Origin of the sequence: Bacillus sp. V5-8f (genome assembly GCF_002863565.1) — a bacterium.
Lineage (GTDB): Bacteria > Bacillota > Bacilli > Bacillales > DSM-1321 > Peribacillus.
This window is the reverse complement of record NZ_PGUW01000026.1, coordinates 15435-34035: the sequence shown is the minus strand read 5'-3', so window position 1 is coordinate 34035 and position 18601 is coordinate 15435. Positions and strand designations below refer to the sequence as shown.

The following is an 18601-nucleotide window of genomic DNA, read 5'->3' as shown; positions in this document are numbered from 1 at the left end:
AAAATACACCTTTGTTAAATGTGACTGTTAGAAAGGTCTCACTTAACAAAGGTGTATTTATATACTATCACATTATATTTACCAGCCGTGTTTAGTGGAATAAGGTAAGTAAAGCACCTGCCAAAAGACAGTCTGAAATCCAAATAATTCCAGTAACTTGAAGAACAATGCTGGAATTACCTTCACTAATTTTCAATATAAACTGAATCTAGTATTTGATATTTAATCCCCCTTTTTGTCAAATAGGAAAAATTTACTAAATGGCTTTGCAGCTTGTTTTTTAGCCAGTAGGTTACATTAATTTAATTTATAGAAATGCTCGACTTGATTTACTTGAATTCGATTTAAAGAGTAATCTAACTCTTGTAATTGAACCATAAAATTCAACCCTTTTGCTTTAGCTTCTGAATCAATTTCAAATCGGCAAAATCAATTATTGGGGGATTTGTACAAAGCAAAGACGCAAAATGGAACAAACTGCGGAATTACCGCTAGTATTATAGAAAACAGTTTTGTTCCAGCCAGTGTTAGATACTGAAAAAGCAGAGGACCTTTAAAATCGGAACGGAAAGCTCTTATGTTAAGGTCTAACTCAAAATCATAAGTTAGTGGGTAAGTTATTTCTGGTATTTTTAGATATATAATGGGTTGTTCAACCACAGCGCGCTTTAGTTGAAAAAGCAAGGAACAACATGCAACAAACTAAAGAAAATAAGATTAATTAATTTTATTTGTGCAGATTGGGTTTCGTGCTGTGTTTTAATTGTTGAATTTCTGTTTTTGCTTTATTTTGATATTTAAAGTCTAATGAATCAATAATTTTAGTTGCATCAGTACCTATTATGGCAAGTGTTTCTATTATTTTAAGTTTATCTAAAAGAGAGATACCAAAAGCACCTTGCAATGCTTGTAAGGTACTTTTGGTTAGATCGCGTTATAGGATAATCTCATATTAATGTATTAAAAGTTTCAACGCTTTTTTAAGCATTAATGTATTTTAAGGCAAGATTGCTTACTTCTTCTTCACTTAATATCCCTGTATCATAAAGTCCCTGCGTTAGCTCCCAAAAGTAAAATAATTTACGGACCTTATTCTTTTCTCGTCCTGCCGGATGGGGTAAATAATAAACAGGCAAGCCGGGGGCAAGTTTTTCAACCCATCTCTTTACACTTTTACTAAAAGAAAAGATCACTTTAGGCTGAACAATATTTATTTCCTGCTTTAAAAAGTTTTCGAAACAGTTATTGATGCACTCAGAAGAAAAATGGTCGATCCCTCTAAATTCACCCTTTTCGTTATTTAGCCCGCATTTAACTAAGTTAGTAACATAAGCATTTTTTAATTTAAAGGTATTTATCATACTATGTACCAATCTGCCATAGTGCTTTCCTCTCTCAAAAAACTGTGGAAATTCAGCATATTCTTTATCATTATGGATCCAGTACCATTCATGTGTTGGCTTTTTAGCCACATCATTATATGTAATAGATGTATATTTCTTATCCACTCCGCTCGGAGATTCAAAAATAAACATGACCGCTTCCTCGTGCCAAGAGGATACATCAGGCTTATTTGTTTTCAGCGCATCTATAAAATCGTTTGTATGTGTTCCATGTGAAATGGTGGACAGCCTAAACTCAGGAGATTTTTTTGAATAATTGTACTCTTTCTTCTCACATGAAGTACAAAAACCTTCTATTATATGTTTCTTTCCATTTTTCCGATACTTATCAAATGAATAACTGCTAGCTTCCACATTGGAAAGCTTGAGCAACTGGTCAAAATTCAATTTTTTCAATTTTTCTGTAACGCGGTTCCCTTTGGATTCTCCTGCATGATCTGAATGCTCATCTATTTTCTCATAGTATCCACAAAAACTACTGCAAACCCATGCTGGATACACGGGGTCCAATTGTATAGATCCATTGGCAAGCTCTTTAATCTCTTCGAATGCATCTTCTATCATTTTACTCCCACATTCTGGACAAACTCCGGTTCTCATATTATTTTTCCCCCTTAACGTTTACTTGATTTATTTAAATAAAAACCTTTCTCATAACTTTTAAAATGTTAATATCTGATTCACGGATTGAACCTCTATAAACCCCAGATGTTGAAAAGGTTATTTCCTCTCCGTTTTCCATAAAAGTTTCATCTTCTTGCAGTTCTTTAGCAATAAATTTATTTTCGTAAAATGTTACTTTTCTGCCATTAATAAATTGCGGGTGCACCTCCCAGGCATATACTATCACGTATTTTTTATCTGCCCTTAAAATGTTGTTGTCTCGAATTCCATTTGAAAAACCTGAAATACTATTTTCAATGTAATCACCAACAAGAAGACATCCGTCCTCGAAAATCCCATTAACAAACTTGTTACTCTGCACCACCGAACCTTCCTTCAGTTTTGAACTCATAAACAACACTCCTGTATATTGGTTTTCTTATTTTTTATCGGTTTTCGGGTGTCTATTTCACCCGTTATACAGAAATTTTTTAAAAAAATTTTGGATTTTGTAGAAAACATTAATGCGTTTAAACGAAAAATATACATCACTTTTCACCCAATAATTAAAGCTTTTATCTCTAATCGGTGCTTTGAAAAATGAAGTAGAAGGCTTACGGGAAGAGATTGAAGAATTAAGACAACAAGTTGAGGGGAGACAGGTAACAACCCCACATGGGGAGGATAAAGTTACCATTAATGAAGTGCGTGATTTTATTAAAAATGAGTTGCTTTCTATAAATCCTCTCTTAGAGTTTACGAATGGCAGCCGCGAATATGGAAAGTTAACGATTTCGAATGGGAAACAAACGATAAATCGAATACTTATTCGAACTAGCAAATCTTTTCGGGAAAAAGAAGGGTATCCTTCTGGATGGATTACGATGAATGAAGACCTGGTTAACAAATATGAGCTTTATCTTTTTGTTGTGAAGGATTTTGTCTCCAAGCTGCATATCCTTGTTGTGAATCAGCGAGACCTAATGGATTGGGTGGGTCCGAAAACTGCTGATTCTAACGGAACTTATCATTTCTATATTAATTTCATTCATGGCCGCTGGATTGATGATCGTGAAGGTGAATATGATTGCAGCCGATTCTATTTTGATTGGACCACGGTTGAAAAGCTGCTTTCTTCAAAAGGTTAAACAAATCGTTTCTGAACCTTTTACAACGTTATTTAGTGATTCTAGACGATATCCACTTGTTGGCACAGAAAAGGCTAATCATCGAGTTAGCTTTAAAACTTTTGGTTGATCTGAAAGAAATAATAATGCAAGAATTCATAAAAGAAAGCCAGCAAAACGTAACGGAAAGACTTTTAAATAAGTTCAGCCGTGAATAGAAAAGCAATGTGAGCAGGCAGTTAAATTATTAATCCAACACAGAATGCTGCAGACTGTGAGAAAACAGGGGGCGAAACAATGCTGGATAAAATAAAAGGCGGATTGTTCGGAGTCGCAATTGGTGATGCACTTGGAGCCACAACAGAGTTTATGAGCAGGGATGAAGTAAAAGAAAAATATGGAACACTAACTGAAATTATTGGAGGTGGTTACTGGGACGTCTTGCCCGGTGAAACGACTGATGATACCGCTATGACCATTGCGGTTGCAAAAGGTATTATCGCTAATTCCCAAAATCATATTGAAGAAATCGGCAAAGAGTTTTTGAAATGGTCAAAAACAAACCCAAAGGATATCGGAATTACAATTAGAAATGTACTGGAAAACTACGAAGGTGACTGGTTCCAATCGGCACAAAATACTCATCAATTCCTGGGTGGGAAAAGTGCTGGTAACGGCAGTTTGATGAGATGCCTGCCAATTGCCTTAGCCTACTCAGATAAAAAGAAAATCAAAAAACTATCTATTCTCCATTCGAAAATGACACATTATGATGAATCAGCTGCAGTGGCTTGTGTCATCTATAATAATATCGCTAGACAGATCCTTAAAGGTGAGGATATAAAGACAGCTATTCTTTCCGAAACAAATAATACAATTTACGAATCTTCTTTTGACAAGCAACCGGATTGCCCCCCAGATGGATATGTTGTTCATACCATGAAATGGGTGCTTTATTGGTTAATGAACAGTAAAACGTTTGAGGAAGTTGTCGTTGGCGCTATTAACATGGGGGAAGACAGCGATACAATTGCAGCTATCGCAGGCGGGCTGAAAGGAATGGAAGTTGGCTTTAATAGTCTTCCTAGAAGATATGTTAACCAATTAATAGATAGAGAGCTACTGACACAGCTTTCAATTATTTTAAATGAAATTCGCGAATAAGACACAGAATTATTACGAAACAATCAATCTAGTTATTTAATACACCTACAAACTGATGTGGCTCAGCTCCTGCAAATAACGGGAAATCAAGAATCATATGAAGAAAAAATGGCCGTCATGGACCGAATAAAGAACAATATTTACTTATTCAGGATTACTTTTTCTGATGAAGACAGCAGGTTTGACCGGAAATCGTTTGGTTTGGCGGCAGGTGGAGAACAGGTATAATCGCGCCAAAAGGCTGATTCACCTTGGAGCGCCGACTATCATTTTTTTCATGAAATCAATTGGCTGGCAACAATGATTGAGCATATGAACCTAGTTTTTCAGGGGATAGAGCCACAATTTACAGAAGACAACTTGAAGAGTTACGTTCACAAGCAGAACTAGAGGTAGAATTTTCATAGTGATTTTTTGTATACCTAACAGATTGTAAAGTGCCGGGCAGTATTATGACAAAAACGGTTATTGTACATTCAAAAGCTGTCATAGGAGAAATCAAAATGGTTCACTTGTGTATTTTAATGGAGAGCCATTTACAGTGGTTGATGCAAACTACACGGATGATGAAGCAATACTTTTAGAGATATACAATGAAAAGGTAATCAACTTTAAACTTGAAAAAGTCAAACAGAAATTGGAACTCAATGAAGTGATTCCTAACATGAATGAAGGATGATGGAAGTTCAAGAATGTAAAATATCGACACACTGATAAAAAGAGCATACGAAGTGTATAAAGAGACTAAAGATCCTGAAGTGGATGATATAGCATTAAGGTCGTTAAATAAACTTCACGATTCCATTGAGAAATGCGATGAAAATGAGAGTAATCTAACTAAGGAAAATCCTTTTTTATACAGAATTTCTCGTCGGCTCTAATATGGATGCGGTTGCAGCAAAATGTGCTGCAGCGGCGAAACAAAATAATTTTATCAATATCATGAGGAAAAGGTCCACTGCTACTAAAATCAGTGAACTTTTTAAAATTAGAAAAGAAGGTCCGCTGCATGAAGGAATGGCTGGCAGAATTGCTGATGTAAAACTCATAAACCATGTAGTAAATCATCCCGCATTAGAGGGTAATAGGCCCAAAATATACATAAATCGATTCTTGCTGTCTATTTTTATTGAAATCATGACAACCATTGCAAATGAAAGTCTTCTTAGGAGAACTGCTCTTTTATTAAGGAGAAATCCAGAGGGAGTCAGGTTTGAAAAGTTGCAGGTGCAAATCTGGTTGATTGTAGAGGGATCTTTAAATAGACAAAAAACAGGAAATGAATTAACCAAAATTACCCATGCTTCTATTGCTTATCATATTCTGGAAGCAAATCAGTAAATATGAAAATTTAAGCACGAAGAAGCAGGGAACCGAATAAGGATTCAAAGCTAACGTAAAGTCGTACCAAATATGGATGAAGCATAGGAAAGGAACAACAGGTACAGGCTCACTGCCATAATCAATTAATCTGAACAAAGAGGCACTGAAAAAAATTCAGCCCCTTGTCAGCATTAAAAGTCAGATACACCATTATTTATATGGATTTCTCCTATAGAGCAGAACGAAAATCACACTTTTGAGTTAGCAACTGATTATCATTAGAATACCAGGACGATAATTTTTCAGAAGAATTTTTCGAAAAGTTCAAAGAATGCGTTAACCACTTCGTCACAGCCGGACATCAGAAGACCTCGCCCTGCCATTTTTTTATAAACTTATTGAAGGTAAATCGAAATCAACGAGATTCTTGGCTTATCGATTGCAGTTTAAAGTTGTGGAAAAAAAGACTTATGTAGCAAAAAAAAGAAGATTCTATATACCTCATTATTACACTGGGAGTTACTTTAGATCGCAACTAAAAACTGTACCGAGTAAGACTGCTGCGGTGTTACAGCATCATTTATTGAGTGAAATAGAGAAGAATTTGAAATTTTTGGAAATATACTATGCCTGTCCAATGTTGTTCTCCCAATAAGAAGATTTATTTAATCAGGAGTTTATGAAAGACGAACAGAAAAACTTAGAGAACACTTGATAAAAAACTCATTTTAGTAGATGTAGGAACTGCCCCATATACCAAGACTTTAGGTCCGGCTGGTTGGTCTTCATATAATAAGCACCATATAATGTGGCAAGATGACGATGGAAATGATATGGAATGGTGTAGCATTCCCGAGAAAGGGAGAAAATTGTATTGCCCGGAATAGATTGAAACATTACCTGAACAAATGGTTAGTAATAATGTACTTCTAAAAAATTTAGAACAAATTGATCTTCTGCTACAACACAGACGGAAAAAAAGTGGCCAGAGAACTATTCTCAAATTTAACAATTATATAAATAAATGATAAAGGAAAAGTTTATAGATTAAATAAGAAAGCAAAATAGAAAAACTATTTGTGTTAAGGGGGATGGATGTATGCAAGTTAAAAAAGAAGTAGCTACAATTAAAGCTGAAGCGATATTTGATGAAACGCATCAATACCGTTATTCATTAAAACGAATATGGGATGAAAACAAGCCAAAAGTTACCTTTATTCTATAAAACCCTAGTAAAGCGGATCAGTTAAAAAACGATGCAACATTTTCTTTCTGTCTAAATTTTTCGGTTGATAATGATTTTGGGCAAATGGAAATAGTCAATTTATTTTCCTATAGGGTTACAGATAGTTCAGAACTTAAGAAGGTTCCTGAACCAGTAGGAAAGGAAAATAATTATTTTATAAATAAAGCTGTCAAAGATGCTGAACTAAAAATTGTTGGTTGGGGTAAAGATGACAAATATATGCGAAGGAACGAGGCCGTACTAAATCTGCTAACTAGTTATAAAGGGAAAATCAAATGTTTTACAGATTCACGTGGCTGGCAATTACCAAGACACCCAAGAAGATTAAAAAAAGATTTTAAGTTTATCGATTATAGCTACCAGTAAATTTAACATAGAAGTAACTATTTTTTCTATGGATGTTATAATCGCTCAATAACAAAAAAAACACCCGCACCATATCGGAGAAGGGGTTTACACAAATAAGTTACAAAAAAACTAGTAAGGGTAGCCAAACGCAAACATAGCCTACACCCTGGATTATTTTTTTCAGCCAACAAGTAAACGGGCATTGCTTTTCGTGTAACATATAACCTATGAACCCACGGAAAACGTCCATAGTAATCTCATTAGCGGATAAATCTTCAACAACATACATTTTAAAATACTCAAAGTTATTGTAGTAATCAGTAATAGTTCTGGGTGCGAGTGCCTCTGTCTTTTTAACCGTCATGAACCGTTCAAACATTTCAAAAAACGAAAATTCCTGAATAACCGTTTTTGTTCTTTTACTGTTTTGTCCACGCTTGTACTTACGGAAATTTTTTTTCCATTAAAAAAGCCCCCTACGAATTTTAAAGGCGACTAAGAGTAAATGTCCTACTCGGGTTTTTTAAATCGGATTTAATCGGTTTTGTCGATTTTTACCGTGAAGACCGTACAAACATGTTATGTACAAAAACATCGAAAACCTTAATATGGCGGGACCGTGTGGGAATCGAACCCACCAGAGACGACACGCGCCTCTCACGCGGTTTTGAAGTTAGAGGGGAACCGTTATTTCTAATATCGTTTAAGTACGTCAAGTTATTGCAATTCCTTAATAATAAAGGGTTTCGTACAAATGAATGGTATTTTAGTTTTGTCTTGTTATTTTTGATTCTTTTAAGTATGTGACCAAAATGTGACCAAATCAGTTTTATAAAAGGTAGAAAGAAAATCTTCTAATTTTGTCTTCCGATAGTTACCGACAAGTCTGCAAATCCAATAAATGGGTTTGCATTTTTTATTGATGCCCTGAAGATACATAAATTATTTAGGGTTTGTACCAAACTGACCCTTACTCTGCCAGCTTTGTTGGTAATGTAAATTACGTATTTTGGGCATAAAAACGTTGATTTAGAGGGCTTTTTTAAAATAAAAAAAATAAGTCTGTGAATTTGAGCGAGACAGTTGTGAACTTATGGGTAGGCATGTGATCAAACCATAATGTTCAGAGGTGTAACGATGATTCATGAAGGACAGCTGATATATGTAAAAGGAAAAGGCATGATATCAATTGATCAGGTTCTCCTTGGAGACGATGTATATTGCGGAAACGGATTTTTTCAACAAGTAGAAAAAGTTAAGGAAAAAGAACACCGTGGCTTAACTGTTAAACTGGATTATCATAGATATAATCAGCCATTGATTTGTAGCGGTGATCAAAAAGTATGGGCATGCCGTGAAAAAGAAATGATTCCAAAGTGGGTTGAGATTAAATCATTATTGCCAAGGGATTTTATTTTGATGCCAGTACCTCAGTTGATAGAGGATACTGAATGTATATACATACAAGATATAAGAACGTGCCTGGAAAAATATTACCTAACAGGGACTTTCTTTCATTACTCGGCTTTTATCTAGCAGAGGGATTTTCTTCTTTAAAATCAAATAAAGGAAGGTTTATTTCATTATCCGCTCATACAAAAGAAGAGTATATTTTAAAAAATTTCGCTAAATATTTAAGTGAACAATTTGGAGTGAAATCAGCAATTTATCCAAAATCGGATGGCACTCAAGGGATTGGATTAAGAGCATACTCGATTGATTTGGCATTCTTGTTTGCGCATTTGTTTGGTAATGGTGCAATCAATAAACGGATTCCTGACTTTATTATGAATTTGCCAAAAAAGTTGATACCGTTCTTGCAATTTTATTTGGAAGGGGACTGATATAAAAGAAATAAGCAAATAGAATATTCGACAGCAAGTTCTCAAATTGCTTATCAGATGATGCTTTTATGTTTAAAATGTGGTCAAATAGTTTCCCTAAGAAAAAATAAAATATTCAACACGCATCATTGGGTCGGAGGGTATAAAACTGACGGTAGCCCGGCAAATAAAAAATTACAGATATATGATGATTTCTATGTCTATCACCCCATTAAGAGGGTTGAAATTTATTTAGACAAGCAACTTTCAATTAATCTTGGAATACAACATTCAAGTTCTTATGTAGTAGGACAATGTGTTTTAAAAGGAATTCAGAGTGGAAACAGCTAGCAATAAGTGTGTATCAATAGAATATGTATTTTTGAAAAATTCCCTGTAAAGATGTACCGCTTAAACATTTAAAGTTATCGGAAAATGTTTGGTAGTTTGAAAAATGAAGGGTGAAAAAGAGTTGGACCAAAATGTATCAATGATGGTTAATAAAACAATTGATGTAATTAAATCATTAATAAAAGGAGAATCCATCCAAGTAATAGCAGATAAGGTAAATGTAGCGTTAAGTGATGTAGAGAGAATACAGGAAAAATTTGAAGAGGATTTACCTAAACAAGCAGGTAAGAATGTATGTACACATCCCAATGCAAACAAAATCAGAAATGAAAACAAAGAAAAAATTGTAGACCAAGGGAAAGATGTTAAAGAAAAAAGCATACAACAAAGAACAGATTTGAAGGAAGCAAATATGGTTGCATCCACACAAGGATTAATTGACAGACAATCAATAAAAGAGAATATTCACGATTGTTTATATAATGGGACTATGTCAGAGTTCCGCTTACTTACAACCTTAAAAGAAAATCAGCTATACTGGTTACACTATATAGCTGAAACTAAAACGAATAGAAAAGTATCTCAAATCCTAATTTCTCAAGGATATTCCAATGAAACTCTAAATGACTTACTACTCTTTACTGATAACGAGGCACAATTAATAAGCGATCATATTGAAACATATAACAGTATACATATTGATACGATTATTGAGTCGCTAATGGAAATTTATGAAGAACAAGTTATAGCAGATGTGATTGATCGAATGGCAAAAAAAGATTTTAGTGTAGATACTTTGATAGCTGTTGTTAATGAGAGGACAAGAATACGTGACTACATGTCAGAATGAGATGGAAGTCAAATTTGGAAATTACATGCAATGTGTAACTAACAATCCACAATTTTTATACAAATCAAAGGACAGGTAATTTACTTGTCTTTTTTTGTTATATAATGGAATTGTAAATGTAGAAAATGGAAGGTGGGGGTTCTAATATTGAAAAAGTGTGCAGAATTTTACAAATGTGCATTGCAAGTTAATCCATACAGTTATGTAACATATAGGGGCGGGGAACATACAATATGTGAAGACGAGTATAATCAATTAGTACTTGCAAACTGTCTATCAGAAGACATTAAAGTAGTAGGTCTTGCCGACCATGGAAATATTGATACCTCTGAAAAACTCAGAAGTTTATTAATCCAGAACGATATTATAGTATTTCCGGGATTTGAAATTGCAACTGCAGAAAAAATTCATATAGTTTGTCTTTATTCTCAGAATACTACGCCCGAGCAACTAAATAGGTATTTGGGTAGGTTAGGTTTAACTGATGTGACAAATGGGGTTATGCCAAGCCATATTTCATGCTTAAAAGTGGCGAAAATTGTTGAGGATGAGTTTAATGGATTCTGGTATGCTGCCCATATTACAAGCGATAATGGAATAATAAAAATGGGTCAGATGCAGCATATTTGGACTGATTCCAGACTAAAAGCAGCGCAAATACCTTTTGATTTGGACGAAATAGATCCTAAATACATAAATATAATTAAAAATAAAGAACCGATGTACAAAAAGACGACTCCTTTTGCATTCATTAATGCAAAAGATATTTGTAAGCCTGAAGATTTACTAGAGAAAAACGCGTATTGTTTAGTAAAAATGTCAGAGTTGAATTTCTCTTGTTTTAAAGAGGCTTTTCAAGACCCTAGTGCTAGAGTAAAACTCTCATATGAACAAAATGACCGTTATCATAGTAGTATAGACAAAATAGAAGTGTTCGGGGGTTATCTTGATGGACTATCTGTAGATTTATCTAGAAACCTAAACACTACTATTGGTGGAAGAGGAACAGGTAAATCTACTTTGTTAGAACTAATACGGTATGCTCTTGATTGTGAACCAAAAAGCCAAGACTCAAAAAAATACTTTAAAGAATTAATAAAAGCAAATTTAGGCTTAGACAGCGGGAGAATAGAACTACACATAACCTCTAACCAACGTTATGGACAAAAATATAAAATAATTAAAAGATATGAGGATCCTGTAGTTATTGAAAATGGTGATGGGTCTGTTTCAAATTTAACTGTTACAGATATACTACCACATGTTGAAATCTTCGGACAAAATGAGATCATTGAATTAGTATCTAATGAGGAAGCCAAATTAAATATTTTAAGTAGATTTCTTCCTAATCAAACAATAAAAATTTCTGAAAGAGAAGATATTATAAAAGATTTAAAACAAAATGCCAAATTTCTGATAGGTGCAACGCAGAAAAGGATTGAAATTTCTGAAAAGGTTTCTTCTTTGCCAAAACTTGAGGAAAAGGTGAAATTTTTTAAAGAGAATGGTATTGCTGATAAACTTAGGACTATCGAGCATTTATCAACCGAGGAAGAGTATATAAAAAAGTCCTTAGAAGTAATTAAGAAACATTCTGTACAATTTGTTGAAGTGGATACACCATTTACTAACGAGTTTATCAAAGAAACTCCCAATGCCAATAAGTTTCGAAAAATAACAGAAATAATAAAAGAATTTAACATGGAACTTATCAAGTTGAAAGACATGTACGAAAAACTTGTTAAAGAAACTGCTCGGAAAATAGACGAAGTTAACTGTGATTGGCAAGATATAAAAAGAGATTCAGAAGGCGCTATTAAAGAATCTATCAAGTCTATAGATAGTCTAAACGGAAAAACGGGACCAGAAATTGCGTTAGAATATAGAGAAACGGTATCGGAAATTGCACGAATAAAACCAAGTATAAATGAATCAACAAAATTAGAAGACGAGTTAAAAGGGATCGTTCAAGAGAGAAGAACTCTGTTAGAGAAATTGAGTAAAAATCAAGATGAGTCATATGATGCATTGAGAAAGGCAATTAAAAAGATAAATAAAGGTAAATTAAAAGGAAAAGTGCAAGTTGAAGTTACTGCAGGGAAAAATAGAGAAGAGTTAATTGAATACTTGTCTAACATTGAGGGATTAGGTCCTAAAAGTTTGAACTGGATAAGAGAACAAGATGAATTCTCACTTCCCTTATTTATTAGACATATAAATGAGGGAAGCACAAAACTTATGGAAGAATATAATATAACAAAAACGAGGGCAGAGATATTAGCGCAGTTACCTTTGGAAAAGAAACTAGAACTGGAATTAATTCCAATGCTAGATATGATAGATGTAAAATTAAACACTTCAGGGGAAGGTTCTGATGGAGAATCCTTTAAATCCCTTAATAAACTATCTAAAGGACAACAGTGTACAGCAATATTAAATATTTTAATGCTAGATAATCATGATCCGTTGATAATCGACCAGCCAGAAGATAACTTAGATAACTCTTATATAGCAAACAATTTTGTTGATGGTTTAAGAGATTATAAGCTAAATAGACAATTTATTTTTGCCACGCATAATGCAAATATCCCTGTATTCGGCGATTCCGAATTAATTGTAGTAATGCAAGAAGTGGACGGACAAGGTTCAATAGAGGAAAATTGTATTGGATCCGTTGATAATCCAAATGTTAAAACTGCTGTAGTTAATACTTTGGAGGGTGGTAATGTTGCCTTTCAAATGAGAAAAGCAAAATATAATTTATAATAACAGAATAAATTTATATAGAGATAAAATAAAACTAAACAAATAAGAAACATAAAGGGTATGTTCTTAAAGTGGAATTAAAAAGATACATACCCTAATTATCCTTGCATAAAGAAACTCTTTACCATTTTATTTTCCCCATAACCTTACCCCAACATTTCAACAAACTTGAACCCGTCTAATTCGGAATGATATGGTAACGCAACTATGCATAATTTAAATCTGTCCAAGTGTAACACATCATTGTTTGAGCCTCATGTTGACGGCCTCTTTTTCCAAAAAACTTCTAAATTAGAATTAGTATACAGCTTTATTTCTTCTTTTAAGTCTGAGGGAACATTGTCCTTCAATGCTTTGTCTTTAATTAGCATGAAATATCTATGAAAATCTGCGAACATGTGTAAAAGTTCTTTAAAGAAGAGTGATTCTCCTGCGTTAAAAAATAATACAATATTGCCAATCTCTCTGTAGCAATAGAGATTTCCATATTGTTAGTAACAAGTGCTGATAATGTTTTTAATCCTTGGCGTAGTATTTCATCTCTTGAAATTGTTTCATAATTTGTAATCCACAAAATGTCTCTAATCGGTTTGAAGTTGACTGTGCAGATACTGATGTATTTTCCTACTAAAAAAAATATATGATGTTATATTGTCATTTTGGGTTTGTGGTTAATTACCCGTAAACGTATAAATGTCATGTAATGTGTCTAAAATGTTAAAAAACAGCGAAGGTGGTAATAAGGATGGACATTTTAAAGCAGGCATCCCCAACATTACACAGTATTTTTAATGTACCAGATGACGCTGTTCTTCATGCGGAAGATATTGCAGAAATGGTACATATGCACGTAGAAAGTGTTCGTCGTTGGTGCAGAAAAGGAAAATTGCGAAGCTACAATTTTGGGAATAAGTATATTGTTGTGGGATCGGATTTTAAAGATTTTACGAGACAGTCAAAAAAATTCATGTGTCAATTTACTATTTTCCTTTCTTGTATTTTTGGTAGTAAACAGTATGGTCTTGATAGGACCCAAAACATACATAGAAAAAACGCACACATTACCGGACACATTGCCAAGTAAGAATGATGGTTCATACGGGTTATCGTGTGCCGGTATGTGAGTGATATGTGTATATTTCAATGTAAATGTTTTTAATATTATAGCGGGACAAAATTTATATTCTAACCCAATTACTAGTATTGATTTAAAATTTTATAAAGACAAAAAAGCTTGAGGCATCCGGAATTACCTTTATTTAAGAAAGATTCATCTTGAAGATCAGGCGATGCTAATAGGTGACTTTTCACACTGGTGGCTTTGGCAAATGAGTTAGGCAAGAGAACAATATAGCTATAGATGGAATAGATTGCGGCAGCTAGAACAGGAGAAAGAAACACATTTTTAGAAACACTGATACCACCTGAAGCAGTCCCTCAAGAAGTATGTTTTTTAATGGACAGCCAATTAGTGAATATAAATCTTATCAAGATTGGTTTAGTAGTAAATTAGATTTGGAGATAAATGTATCTGAATTAAAGGATGATGATACTAGACTGCTTTATCGAAGTGAGGATGTCAAAATACCTTCAGATTAAGAAGAACAAGCGATAAAAATTATAAAAGAAAAGGCTATAGGAAATACACTATCCACAATTTTTGATATTTTTGAAGGCGAGAATTGCAGTACAATACAGTAGAGGAGTTAGAAGACTGTTTAATTAGTAAAAACTTACCTAGTGGGGTAAACTCCTACTACGATTATATATGGAAAGCGACTTTAGGGAATTTACCTGAGAAATATTTCTATGTAAATGATGTACTTGCTGGAGTTCTCTCTCTACTGGACAAAAAAATACGACCTGATACCAAAGCTAGTATATATAGGATTCTGATTTGGACTATAATGCGTGGAAAAGAATACTTCAAAATTTATATTCAGTGGTGATAGGAGAAGATAAGCTTTTTAGAGTTTTTCATAATGATGTTAAGTTTTATTTGGAGAAGTATCTAAAGAGAAATGTTACTAATTTGTTGAAGTGGCTGGAAAGATTGCGGATTATCTTCTATTAAAGAGCGATGATCTAATTATTAAGCATAGACAGATTTTTAGGTTATTAAAAATATGCAAATCGTGAATCTGAATTCATTGAAGTTTTATACTAAAGAATATGTTGGCGAGGCCCTGAGTAAAGGGAGACCGCTAGAAGAGTTAATAGAACAGCTTGAAACCACCTAAATTGTCTAATTATCCAACATCTAATATCTCTTAGTTTTGCTGCCTACATTTTATCAATTTATACATCTTTACAGTTGACGAATATTCAATATAAATCGAAATAGAGCTGCCGATAGCATTGTATAGTGAAAAGAAAGTAGTTAATAAACCTTTAATTACAATTGACGAGTTAGAAAGAGTTTTTCGTAATGTTCATTTACTCATTGAAAATAATCAGTAATATATTATAGCAATGGGACAATATATGTCAGGTGTACTGAATTAACTTCGAAGAAAGTAACAAAGAAAAAATATCCATAATTAAAACAACCCGTTTTGTCTTGTTTCTATAAGGGCTGGTTAGAAGAAGCACATTTGCTAAATGATGTTGATATATACAGAACTATAGTTGAAATGTTATTTATATTAGGAGGGACAATTTGTTGTGGGAGATTATTTTGACGCTATTCTTGCAAGTTTGGTAGGAGCAGTGTTCTTTACAATAGGGATATACTTTTTTGGTGTCATGTTATCAGTTGCCATTTTCTTTATTAATGAAGTAGGTATCTTAGGCCCTATTGAAATACATACACCGCAATTTTTCTGGTACTTCCTATCATGGAAGATCTTTAGGAATGTATTCGGGATATTATTTATAATCATGTGTATTTTTAGCTTGATGGCGGCTTATGCATACCGTGATGAAAATTGAGGTTGGGTGGCGCTTTTACCAACCTATTTGTTTTAATTTTTCAAAGCTTAAAGAATATGATTTCTTGTAGTCAAGAAAAGAGAAGAAATGCTGTAGAATCCCTATCAGCAAATAGCTAAGAGTAAATGCAGAAAGGGATTTGTTGAACTTTAACGTATTATGAGGCATGTAAATGACGGTATACTCCTTATGCATCCATAAAAGAGCGATAAATTGACCTAAACGATACATCTTAGACTCCTTTCATATAAACAAACTTTCATTTTTTTACTTATAGTTTAACTCATATAGTATATTAGCCATCATAACAAGAATTTCGTATACAATAGATTGACGTTTAATATCGTTTTGCCTTTGAAGAAGCGTTTCTCAAAAACAAGATTGTAAACAAAATAAATTAATCTTAAAACATCTTTGACCAAAAAATAGTAAAATGAGAATTAATAGGACAAAAGATTCATAGATGTTAGGAGAGGTTCTTCATGGGATTGTTTAGGAGTTTAAGCAAGGGAATCGGGACTGTCGGGGGTGGATTAGTAGGTGGAGCGGTCAAATTGACTGGCAAAGCAGTTGGAACCAAATATAAAGATGCCGGTGAATGGCTTGAAGAAGTAGGAGAAAATGTACATGGCGCATCTAAGATCGCGATGGATAATTTCGGACAGTTAGCGGAAGGAATCGCTGAAACTACATATGGTGCAATTAAAAAAGATGAGTATTACAAACAAAAAGGAATAGAGAATGTAAAAGATTCTGCTGGCCGAACAGTAAAAGGAATAGGTTCAGCTGTAAAATATACAGCGGTTAATGCTGGCACCACCTATAAAGGCATAACGAGCGGAAATAAGGAAGAGACAATAAAAGGGTTAAAAAACATTGGAAAGGTAGTTGCTGTTACCACTTTAGCAGTCGGAGTCGTAGATATCATAGACGGAGCGGATGTTGCTGATGCCGAACAACTTGATACCATGAACAGTGGTTTAAATGGATATGAACATCCGGACACTGGCGTACCTTTTGTTGAAAAAACAGTAGAATTACCAAATGGACAAGTAGTTGAAGGAACATTCCCTGTGTTTGAATCGGATTTCAGTGTGATTCTTACTGGAGAATTGTATTTGGAAAGTGACCATGTACATTTCGATGTAGCAAATGAAACGTTGTATCAAGCTATCCAAGAGAATCCCAATCTTGCTCAAGAGTTAGGACTTTCCAATGCTGATGTACAAGCATTGGAAAACGGACAAACTCCTGATGGGTATACATGGCACCACAACGAAGAACCGGGCCTTTTACAATTAGTAAATGAAGAAACTCACGAACATACCGCACATAGCGGAGGTCGCTCTATATGGGGCGGTGGTAGTGAATATCGATAAAAAAAGAAAATGTATATCCGAAAGGATATACTGTTCAGACTGTAGACAAACTCGATAACATTGATTTTGGTTTATTTTTTTATTTGTATATTGCTTATTTTTACTCGTAAAGTGTGGACAATACTGAGGGTTATCCAGAGGCTTTTTAGGATGGAAGTATCGTATATCAAATTGTCGATGTAATCCTTTTTGTTCTGAGCAATCTTTCTATCGGTGTTTCGGCAACTATAATTTTTTGCTATATTCAACAGTTATTAGAAAAAAAGAGAACTTTTAATGTGTACGTAGTTATTATGCGCCTTTTAATTAGTAGATTAATAGATTCTATAGACATTGATTCTCAAGAACAATTTGAAGCTGAATTAAACGAATGGCTGTCCGAAAAAGGTTACACTTCTTTGAGCGAGCAATCTATTTTACTTCCTGAATTAGCTTCACCAGTTAAAGTGGGGAGCGGTACTGACGAACCCCCAATCATCTATTGCGAAATTAGCTGATAGTATTACAGTGATTGATACACAGGTATCTGAATCTATTCAACCTATGGGGTCTCTTTTTGAGCAAAGTTCTTTCATTCTATATGATAGTATTGTTCTTCAACTAATGGAAATGAAAGGAGAAACAAATAAAACCATGAAAGAACGTCATGCTAATATAGAGTAATCTTTGTGTTAGTTTCTTTAGTGGTTTTAGGATAGAGACATATCTTAGTTATTCAATTAAAGGAGCGAGATTGTATAGCAGGATAAATCAAAAAGCTGATTACTTAGCATAGAGAAAATTAGCTTTTTTTTTCATGTCGAAATTTGCTTAGCGTATGTTTTCACGTTTTGTTGATGGAAGCCCATATACGCGAGTATAAAGCAATATGGAAGATATATTAATGAATTGAACGGAAAGCATAGTACCTATGAAAGTTTCAATATCACCAAAAACAATTGCTGACATTAACTATGAATTCGGGTACATTGTACACTTATTAATACTATCACGTAATAATTCATATTTTTTCATTGATAAATCGAATTAAGTTGTGGTATATTTTCTATGGAGTTTAATGTATAAAATATCCGTTCAAGTTAAAATACAAAAGACACAATAAGGGAGTTCCCCGCGTCTAATCTCCGTCACCGACTTTTTCTCAGAAAAGTACAGGGGCGAAGACGCTAGGGAACTGCCTTTTTTGTGTCATTTATAACAAGGAAGGCTTGTTAGGACTAAAGTCAACATTCAAAAATTTTGCAGCACTTATACAAAAAAGTAGAATGTTTACAAGCATAAGAGCAA

The 18601-nt window shown here is 33.8% G+C and carries 17 protein-coding genes and 1 pseudogene; 14 read left to right on the top strand and 4 right to left on the bottom strand.

Annotated features, from left to right (window positions below; translation table 11 throughout):
• Positions 1-980 precede the first annotated feature (980 nt).
• Both CUU64_RS20535 and CUU64_RS20530 read right to left on the bottom strand, forming a co-directional pair.
• Complete coding sequence (locus tag CUU64_RS20535) at positions 981-2003, bottom strand: uracil-DNA glycosylase family protein (protein ID WP_101635541.1); 1023 nt, start codon at positions 2001-2003, stop codon at positions 981-983.
• Between the two features lie 34 nt (positions 2004-2037).
• Positions 2038-2418: a hypothetical protein gene (locus CUU64_RS20530; RefSeq protein ID WP_101635540.1), complete on the bottom strand. Its 381-nt coding sequence runs from the start codon at positions 2416-2418 to the stop codon at positions 2038-2040.
• A 181-nt stretch (positions 2419-2599) separates the two neighbouring features.
• Between CUU64_RS20530 and CUU64_RS20525 the strand changes: the two genes are divergently transcribed.
• The 6 genes and pseudogenes from CUU64_RS20525 to CUU64_RS20510 form a co-directional block, all read left to right on the top strand.
• Entirely contained in the window at positions 2600-3154 is a 555-nt protein-coding gene (locus CUU64_RS20525) for a hypothetical protein (RefSeq protein ID WP_101635539.1), read from the top strand.
• A gap of 276 nt (positions 3155-3430) precedes the next feature.
• Positions 3431-4297 carry an ADP-ribosylglycohydrolase family protein gene (locus tag CUU64_RS20520; RefSeq protein WP_101635538.1) on the top strand — a complete coding sequence of 289 codons (867 nt, stop codon included), beginning with the start codon at positions 3431-3433 and terminating at the stop codon, positions 4295-4297.
• Positions 4298-4838: 541 nt separating this feature from the next.
• Positions 4839-4976: a hypothetical protein gene (locus CUU64_RS22255; RefSeq protein ID WP_180954698.1), complete on the top strand. Its 138-nt coding sequence runs from the start codon at positions 4839-4841 to the stop codon at positions 4974-4976.
• 203 nt (positions 4977-5179) lie between these two features.
• Positions 5180-5638 (top strand): hypothetical protein, encoded by a 459-nt coding sequence (locus tag CUU64_RS20515; RefSeq protein ID WP_101635537.1) that lies wholly within the window; start codon positions 5180-5182, stop codon positions 5636-5638.
• A 1081-nt stretch (positions 5639-6719) separates the two neighbouring features.
• A complete protein-coding gene (locus CUU64_RS22825; protein ID WP_257985614.1) occupies positions 6720-6845 on the top strand; it encodes a DUF1643 domain-containing protein in 126 nt (41 codons plus the stop codon).
• A 12-nt stretch (positions 6846-6857) separates the two neighbouring features.
• A pseudogene (locus CUU64_RS20510) lies at positions 6858-7232 on the top strand (DUF1643 domain-containing protein); the annotation flags it as partial.
• A 100-nt stretch (positions 7233-7332) separates the two neighbouring features.
• Here the strand turns inward: CUU64_RS20510 and CUU64_RS23260 are convergent.
• Positions 7333-7593, bottom strand: a complete 261-nt coding sequence (locus tag CUU64_RS23260; RefSeq protein ID WP_101635535.1) for a hypothetical protein — start codon at positions 7591-7593, stop codon at positions 7333-7335.
• A gap of 758 nt (positions 7594-8351) precedes the next feature.
• On the opposite strand from CUU64_RS23260, the gene CUU64_RS20500 reads away from it, so the two are divergent.
• The 6 genes from CUU64_RS20500 (at position 8352) to CUU64_RS20470 (ending at position 15935) form a co-directional block, all read left to right on the top strand.
• Positions 8352-8750, top strand: a complete 399-nt coding sequence (locus CUU64_RS20500; protein ID WP_101635534.1) for a hypothetical protein — start codon at positions 8352-8354, stop codon at positions 8748-8750.
• Positions 8693-9058, top strand: a complete 366-nt coding sequence (locus tag CUU64_RS20495; RefSeq protein ID WP_101635533.1) for an LAGLIDADG family homing endonuclease — start codon at positions 8693-8695, stop codon at positions 9056-9058. Before CUU64_RS20500 ends, CUU64_RS20495 begins: the two co-directional genes overlap by 58 nt.
• A 433-nt stretch (positions 9059-9491) precedes the next feature.
• Positions 9492-10238 carry a hypothetical protein gene (locus tag CUU64_RS20490; RefSeq protein WP_101635532.1) on the top strand — a complete coding sequence of 249 codons (747 nt, stop codon included), beginning with the start codon at positions 9492-9494 and terminating at the stop codon, positions 10236-10238.
• 147 nt (positions 10239-10385) lie between these two features.
• Positions 10386-13004 carry a TrlF family AAA-like ATPase gene (locus tag CUU64_RS20485; protein WP_257985613.1) on the top strand — a complete coding sequence of 873 codons (2619 nt, stop codon included), beginning with the start codon at positions 10386-10388 and terminating at the stop codon, positions 13002-13004.
• 745 nt (positions 13005-13749) lie between these two features.
• Positions 13750-14088, top strand: a complete 339-nt coding sequence (locus CUU64_RS20480) for a helix-turn-helix domain-containing protein (protein WP_101635531.1) — start codon at positions 13750-13752, stop codon at positions 14086-14088.
• 1580 nt (positions 14089-15668) lie between these two features.
• Positions 15669-15935 (top strand): hypothetical protein, encoded by a 267-nt coding sequence (locus tag CUU64_RS20470; protein ID WP_101635529.1) that lies wholly within the window; start codon positions 15669-15671, stop codon positions 15933-15935.
• A gap of 15 nt (positions 15936-15950) precedes the next feature.
• Here CUU64_RS20470 and CUU64_RS20465 read toward each other — a convergent pair whose 3' ends face one another.
• On the bottom strand, positions 15951-16166 hold the full coding sequence (locus tag CUU64_RS20465) for a hypothetical protein (protein ID WP_101635528.1): 216 nt from the start codon (positions 16164-16166) through the stop codon (positions 15951-15953).
• 251 nt (positions 16167-16417) lie between these two features.
• On the opposite strand from CUU64_RS20465, the gene CUU64_RS20460 reads away from it, so the two are divergent.
• Complete coding sequence (locus tag CUU64_RS20460) at positions 16418-17314, top strand: HNH endonuclease (RefSeq protein ID WP_101635527.1); 897 nt, start codon at positions 16418-16420, stop codon at positions 17312-17314.
• Positions 17315-17592: 278 nt separating this feature from the next.
• Positions 17593-17811: a hypothetical protein gene (locus CUU64_RS20455; RefSeq protein ID WP_101635526.1), complete on the top strand. Its 219-nt coding sequence runs from the start codon at positions 17593-17595 to the stop codon at positions 17809-17811.
• Positions 17812-18601: the final 790 nt, after the last annotated feature.